Genomic DNA, 6,000 nt, shown 5'->3' on the forward strand with positions numbered 1-6,000 from the left:
CACACTGATTCGTCCTCCCCGGGACAGTCGGAGGACGCGTGCCACATCTATCGGGACGCACCCGGCCGAACTGCCCTGCAGAGTGACGCCATCCACGCATCACGGGCTGGGAGGGAAAACGGTTCACGGCGCCGGGCGCGCTGCGGCCGAGGACACATCTCTACCTGCTGGGCGGCCTGCCCGGGGCCCGGCCCCGCGGTGGGCCCTGTGCCGGGCCCTGCGGCTGCCAGCCCGGGGGCGGGCCGTAGGGACGGCTATCCGGGGCATACGGAGCCGGAACACCGCTGCCGCCCTGGACGGGGCGCGGCAGCACATCCGCGAAGGGGACGGGCACGGGTGGCAGGTGCGACCGCAGGCCCGGTGCCGGCTCCAGCGGCTGGGGCCGGCCGGGCAAGTACGCGCGCACGGGGGGTAGTCGAGGGGGCGGGGCCCACCCCGGGGCCCCAGCCGGGCGCGGGGGCGGCAACGTCCCCCCGTCGAAGGCCGGACCAAGCCGTCCGATGGAAGGACGGCCCACCGGAGCCGGTGTGCCGTACGGCTGGGGGAGCCTAGGGGGCTCTGCCATGTAGTGGCCGGTGGCCTGTTGGACCGCCGGCTCCTGGTACTCGGCTTGCGGAGGGCCGCCGCCCTGCGTACCGGGAAGCGGTCCCCGCGCCGCCATCGCCTCCGCTGCCTCTTTCTCGGCCTTCGCCAGCCGGTCGTATCCCCCCCGACCTCCCATAAGAGGCAACTGCCAGCCGTTCTCCCGGAGATAAGCATCCCTGAAGTCCCGGGGGCTCACTCCTTGTGCGGCTGCCGATTTCGCCCTTATGTCGATCGTCTTGAGCCACTTTTCCTTGAATTCATACCCCGACACGGGAGTCGACGATGTGGGCCCGTTCATACTGTCGTTCACGCTAGCAGCCGCAGCACGGTACAGACCCGCAAGAGCGGTCCGCCAGACTTTATCGAGATCTTCGTCCGTCGATATGGGATGTTTCCTCGTTTTCAAGGTCCCAGCTATCGCCCAATTTTTCGCAGCCGACGTGATCGGATCGCTGTCAACCCTTTCCCGATACCGCGCTGTCCCCGCACGTTGACGCTGCTGTCTCTGCTGAACCGCAGATCCGTCAGGGGGCCCTTCGAAGGCCGGTCCGTCAACAGGCATGACGTGCTCACTCCGTTCGTTGTCGCAGATCGGAGCCTGGCCGAATTTCTCGGCGGAGCGGCCCCGCTCTTTCACAACGGGGACAGAAGCGACACGGTTCACCCCAGTCCTGGCCCCCAGACGTCTCGTCCCCGTCACCTGCTGAACCGGTGACGGGGACGAGGGGGGTGCGTGCGGGCTCAGGGGTGGGGCTGCGTCTGCGCCTGCGCCGCGAAGGTGAGGAACGCCACCCACGGGGCGGACACTACGGAGAGGACGGGGCCGCGCTGCACCTTGGAGTCACGGACGTGTGCGTTGCCGGCCGCGTGCGCGACCTCCACACAGTTGCCGCCGTCCGAGCCGCTGTAGCTGCTCTTGTGCCAGGACAGCTCCTCGTGAGGCACGTTCGCCGTCGTCATCGCGCCACGCTCTCGATGAACGCCGCCCATGGGGTGGGCGCTACGGACAGGACCGGGCCGCGCCGCTCCTTCGAATCGCGGATGTGGACGGTGCTTGCCGCGTGCGCGACCTCCACGCACTCGCCGCCACCCGAACCGCTGTAGCTGCTCTTGTGCCAGGACAGCTCCTCGTGAGGGACGTTCGCCGTCGTCATCGCGCCACGCTCTCGATGAACGCCGCCCATGGGGTGGCCGCCACGGACAGGACCGGGCCGCGCCGCTCCTTCGAATCGCGGATGTGGACGGTGCTTGCCGCGTGCGCGACCTCCACGCAATTGCCGCCACCCGAACCGCTGTAGCTGCTCTTACGCCAGGGCAGTTCGTGGAGTCGGGCTGCTTCCTGCTCATTCGTCATCGTTCTCCCACCAAGTGCCGGATGAAGGCCGCTGATTCCTCGACGTTCAGCGCCTGTGATCGCAGCTTGCCATACCGCAAAGCGAAGGTGCTCACCTGCTTGGCGTCACTGACCACATGCCCGATGTCTTGTGCCTCGAAGTAGCCGTACTGGCGGTGCTCGGAAGTCTCCACGACGACGAATCCGCCGTTGAGGCCGGTGTGGAAGCCGCTGCCGATCCGCACCACCTGGATGGCCACGTTACGCAGTTCGCCCACAGTCAGCAGGTGGCGGTACTGCTGCCGCATGACCTCCGGCCCACCGAGTTCCTGGCGGAGCGCTGCCTCTCCGATCACGAAGGAGAAGTCCACCAACGGGCTCTTGGTGAGTATCTTCTGCCTGGTCAGCCGGATATCCACGTTGTCCTCGACGGCCTCCTCGTCGAGGATCGGTACGTGGCCCTCGAACAGGGCCCGTGCGTACGCCTCCGTCTGCAACAGGCCGGGGACGAGCAGCGGGTCGTAGTCGAACCGGCTCACCGCCTCCATCTCCAGCAGCACGAAGTCGCGGAAGAACGGGGGCAGTTTGGCGAAGTCCACCTCGTCCTGGAGCAGTTGCAGGACGCCGCCCGCGTTCAGTACGCGTTCCGCCGCCTCCGTGAGCGGGGCCTTCGCCGGGCGGCGGCCCTGTTCGACTGAGGCGAGCTGTTCCGGGGAGTAGTCGAGGAGCGGGGCAAGGGCCTCCTGGGAGTAGCCCGCGTCCTTGCGGAACTTGGCCAGGAGTTTGCCGTAGCCGACCCAGATGCCGGGGCGGTCCTCCTCGCGTTTGCGCTGGTGGGTGGTGTCGGTCGTGCGGGGTGAGGGGACGGCCCGGCCGTCCTTCTTCCGTGGCGGGGTGCTGCCGTTCGCACCGGTCATACGCTTCACATCCTTGTGCGCCCTCAAAGGGTCCTCGCGTCAACGCCGTTCGCCGTGCGGCGGTCACGGCGCGCGGCCCGTACATCCCCGCGCAAGTCGCCCCACGGGGCGTACCCGCAGCCCCGGGCGCACGCTCTGACCTGGCAGACGCTAGCCGGGTAGCGGGAACGTCACGCTATGAATCCGCAAACGCCCAGCATTCGCCAGCCCGAGCCACCCCGCACAGCCGCCCCGATGCCGGTTCCGGTAGGTGAACCGGCCCCCGCTTCGGTCACGTTCGCGGTGCAGCTCAGTTCCACCCGGCGCGGGGCGCGGCTCGCACGGCTGCTCGCGGCGCAGTGGCTGGACGAGCACGGGATGCCGTACCGGTGTACGGCCTCGCACTCGGCGGCGCTGATCGTGGCCGAGCTGGCGGCGAACGCCGTCCGGCACTGCGGCAACATCGGGCGGGACTTCCGGCTGCGGCTCGTACTGAGCGAGGCCAAGCCGGAGAGGGTGCTGCGGGTGGAGGTCACCGACGCCCGTGCGGACAAGCCGCTGCCGCCGGGGGCGCCCCGGCCGGTGGACGGCGAGGAGGAGTCGGGGCGGGGACTGCTGCTGGTGGACGCGGTGGCGGACCGCTGGGGTCACCGGGTGAACGACCCGGTGACCAAGACGCTGTGGGCGGAGCTGGATCTGTGGGAGTGACCGATCTGTGGGGCGGGACCCCTCCACGGGAGTAACCGGTCCAGGGGGTGACGATCCGCAGAGGCCACCGGACCGGCGCGGAGGCCACCGGACCGCCCACGCCCGGCCTGGCCGCCCCCCGTAGAAAGTCACACCGCACCATGAACTTTCGGCGCGGAGCCCGCATCCAACGTACCGAACGACGCGTACGCAGCCGATGGCCGCACGGCCGGGGGCGGCTCTCCGACAGAGCCGTGCGCGAGAAACCTCGAAGACGGTCTACCGCATGGAGGACTTATGAAGTCGTGGCGTACTCGTATCGGTGTCGGTCTGGCAGTCGGTGCCGCGGCGGTCGCGATCCCGCTGACCACCGCCACCAGCGCCTTCGCCTCCCCGCCGCCCGGCGCCGGCTGGCAGCCCGTCGGTGCCGAGGGCTACTCCTCGAAGGCGGAGTGCGAGGCGTCGGAGCTTCCGAACGCCAAGGCGAACGGGTTCAACGAGGTCTGGTGTGACGACGACTCCAGCCCGATGGCGATCTACTACCGCTGACCGGACGCGCTGACCGGACTCCGAGCGGAACCGTCGGCAGCCCTGCACGGCGAAGAATTTCCAGCATCCCCGGCTTCAGGCCCTGTCGGGCTGCGGCCGGATACGCAAACGCCGGATGGGCCGCGGTGCAAGCAGCCCATCCGGCGTTCGGCCGGTCGGCATCGACCGGTCAGCGTCGGCCGGTCGATGCCGACCGGTCAGCGCACCTCCATCGGCGGCAGCGTCGGCGCGTCCGGGGCGGCGCCCTGGGCCGGTACGCGGGGGTCGTCGTTCAGGGAGTCGACCAGGGTGTTGCTTTCGGTCGAGCCCTGGGGGTGGACGAAGCCGATGAGCAGGTAGAGGACCAGCGAGGTCAGCAGGGGGAAGCCGACCGTCATCGACTCCGTCACGTCCGCGTCGGGCACGCCCCAGTACAGGTACGCCCACACGGCCAGGCCGCCGGCCCACGAGCCGATCGCCGCCCAGGATCCGTGGCGTGTGAACCAGGGGAGCAGGCCGAGCATCAGGGGGATGGAGACGGGGCCCATGGTGGCGGCGACGATGCTGACGACGACCGTCATGATGAAGCCGTTCGGGTCGGCGAAGAGCGCGAAGCTCATGCTGACGGTGACGAAGGCGACCGTGGTGATCCGCGCGAACAGCAGTTGCGGCTTCTCGCCCAGCGCGCGCACCTTGGGGACGAGCACGGGGGCGAGGTCGCGGGTGATGACGGCGGTGATGACGTTGGAGTCGGAGGCGACCATGGCCATCGTGTGCGAGAAGAACCCGGCCAGCAGGAGCCCGATGAGGCCGGTGGGCAAAAGCTCCTGGGCGAGCTTGATGTAGGACTCCTCGCCGTTCTCGATGCCGGGCACGATCAGCGGGGCCGCGATCATCGGGATGAACAGGATGAGCGGCCAGATGATCCACAGCGCGCTGGACAGCAGCGCGGACTTCCGCGCCCGGGAGCCGGAGGGCGCGGCCATGTAGCGCTGGGCGAGGTTCCACATGCCGCCGTTGTACTCGAAGGTTTTCACCAGCAGGAACGCCATGATCAAGGTGGTGGTGACCGTTCCGTTGACCGGGTCGCTGTGGCTGGGCGGCAGGTCGTCCCACATGGTCCAGAGGGTGGAGACGCCGCTCAGGTGTGCCATGACGGCCACCAGCATGGCGATGCCGGCGACGAACTGGATGACGAACTGGCCGAAGTCGGTGAGGACATCGGCCCACAGCCCGCCGAAGGCCATGTAGAACATCGTGCACACGCCGGTCAGGCCGATGCCCCAGGCGAGCGGCAGGTCGGCGAAGCCCTGCAACAGGACCGCGATGGCCACCCACTTGGCGGCGATGTCCACGACCTTGAGCGCCGCCCCGCTGTAGGCGAGGACCTGCTGGGTGGGCAGGTTGTAGCGCACGGCGAGGTATTCCAGCGGGGAGTTGACGCCGTGCTTGGCGCGCAGCCTGTTCCAGCGGGGGGCGAAGAGGAAGGCGCCGATGCCGACGCCGATACCGATGGTCAGCGGCCACCAGAAGTAGACGGTGATGCCGTAGTCGTAGGCGACGGCGGCGAAGGTGACGAACATGATGGCGCTGTAGCCGGACATGTGGTGCGAGATACCGGAGAGCCACCAGGGTATTCGGCCGCGTGCGGTGAAGAAGTCGGCGACGTTGTCGACCCGTTGGGACGCCCATAAGCCGATGCCGAGCATGACGAAGAAGTACGCGCCGACGACTACCCAGTCCAGTCCGGACATGGCGGCTCCCTAGTTCAGCTACGGAACTAGTTCATTCACAGGACTAGTTCATCTACGTGAACATGTGCCAGATCGTTGAACAGCACGTCACATTAGAAGTGGCCTATAGGAGCGTCAAGAGTTCGCACACAAGCGCAAGTTGGCGACGGCGCACGCCTGTTGGCCACATGCCGACGGCCGCATCGCGTTCGTCACGCGGTGCGGCCGTCGGTAGGTG

General features: G+C 68.4%; 7 protein-coding genes. 2 read left to right on the top strand and 5 right to left on the bottom strand.

The features are described from left to right. Nucleotides 1–1,326: 1,326 nt before the first annotated feature. The 4 genes from ABD339_RS32245 to ABD339_RS32260 are packed head-to-tail and all read right to left on the bottom strand — an operon-like array spanning nt 1,327 to nt 2,835. A complete protein-coding gene (locus tag ABD339_RS32245; RefSeq protein ID WP_344570719.1) occupies nt 1,327–1,545 on the bottom strand; it encodes a DUF397 domain-containing protein in 219 nt (72 codons plus the stop codon). Continuing rightward, complete coding sequence (locus tag ABD339_RS32250; protein WP_344570720.1) at nt 1,542–1,739, bottom strand: DUF397 domain-containing protein; 198 nt, start codon at nt 1,737–1,739, stop codon at nt 1,542–1,544. Before ABD339_RS32250 ends, ABD339_RS32245 begins: the two co-directional genes overlap by 4 nt. Then, nucleotides 1,736–1,939 (bottom strand): DUF397 domain-containing protein, encoded by a 204-nt coding sequence (locus tag ABD339_RS32255; RefSeq protein WP_344570721.1) that lies wholly within the window; start codon nt 1,937–1,939, stop codon nt 1,736–1,738. Before ABD339_RS32255 ends, ABD339_RS32250 begins: the two co-directional genes overlap by 4 nt. After that, complete coding sequence (locus ABD339_RS32260) at nt 1,936–2,835, bottom strand: helix-turn-helix domain-containing protein (RefSeq protein ID WP_344570722.1); 900 nt, start codon at nt 2,833–2,835, stop codon at nt 1,936–1,938. Before ABD339_RS32260 ends, ABD339_RS32255 begins: the two co-directional genes overlap by 4 nt. A 234-nt stretch (nt 2,836–3,069) precedes the next feature. Between ABD339_RS32260 and ABD339_RS32265 the strand changes: the two genes are divergently transcribed. Together ABD339_RS32265 and ABD339_RS32270 are read left to right on the top strand one after the other, a co-directional pair. Then, a complete protein-coding gene (locus ABD339_RS32265) occupies nt 3,070–3,522 on the top strand; it encodes an ATP-binding protein (protein ID WP_344570723.1) in 453 nt (150 codons plus the stop codon). Between the two features lie 276 nt (nt 3,523–3,798). After that, a complete protein-coding gene (locus tag ABD339_RS32270) occupies nt 3,799–4,050 on the top strand; it encodes a hypothetical protein (RefSeq protein WP_344570724.1) in 252 nt (83 codons plus the stop codon). Nucleotides 4,051–4,247: 197 nt separating this feature from the next. On the opposite strand, the gene ABD339_RS32275 is transcribed toward ABD339_RS32270, so the two are convergent. Then, on the bottom strand, nt 4,248–5,783 hold the full coding sequence (locus ABD339_RS32275) for a sodium:solute symporter family protein (protein ID WP_344570725.1): 1,536 nt from the start codon (nt 5,781–5,783) through the stop codon (nt 4,248–4,250). Nucleotides 5,784–6,000 lie beyond the last annotated feature (217 nt).

It is taken from the genome of Streptomyces axinellae (genome assembly GCF_039532135.1).
In the GTDB taxonomy this organism is placed as follows: Bacteria; Actinomycetota; Actinomycetes; order Streptomycetales; family Streptomycetaceae; genus Streptomyces; species Streptomyces axinellae.

Excerpts from the sequence above, each read along its gene's own strand:
- ABD339_RS32245 (WP_344570719.1), bottom strand. The coding sequence starts at position 1,545 with ATGACGACGGCGAACGTGCCTCACGAGGAGCTGTCCTGGCACAAGAGC.
- ABD339_RS32250 (WP_344570720.1), bottom strand. The coding sequence starts at position 1,739 with ATGACGACGGCGAACGTCCCTCACGAGGAGCTGTCCTGGCACAAGAGC.
- ABD339_RS32255 (WP_344570721.1), bottom strand. The coding sequence starts at position 1,939 with ATGACGAATGAGCAGGAAGCAGCCCGACTCCACGAACTGCCCTGGCGT.
- ABD339_RS32260 (WP_344570722.1), bottom strand. The coding sequence starts at position 2,835 with ATGACCGGTGCGAACGGCAGCACCCCGCCACGGAAGAAGGACGGCCGG.
- ABD339_RS32265 (WP_344570723.1), top strand. The coding sequence starts at position 3,070 with ATGCCGGTTCCGGTAGGTGAACCGGCCCCCGCTTCGGTCACGTTCGCG.
- ABD339_RS32270 (WP_344570724.1), top strand. The coding sequence starts at position 3,799 with ATGAAGTCGTGGCGTACTCGTATCGGTGTCGGTCTGGCAGTCGGTGCC.
- ABD339_RS32275 (WP_344570725.1), bottom strand. The coding sequence starts at position 5,783 with ATGTCCGGACTGGACTGGGTAGTCGTCGGCGCGTACTTCTTCGTCATG.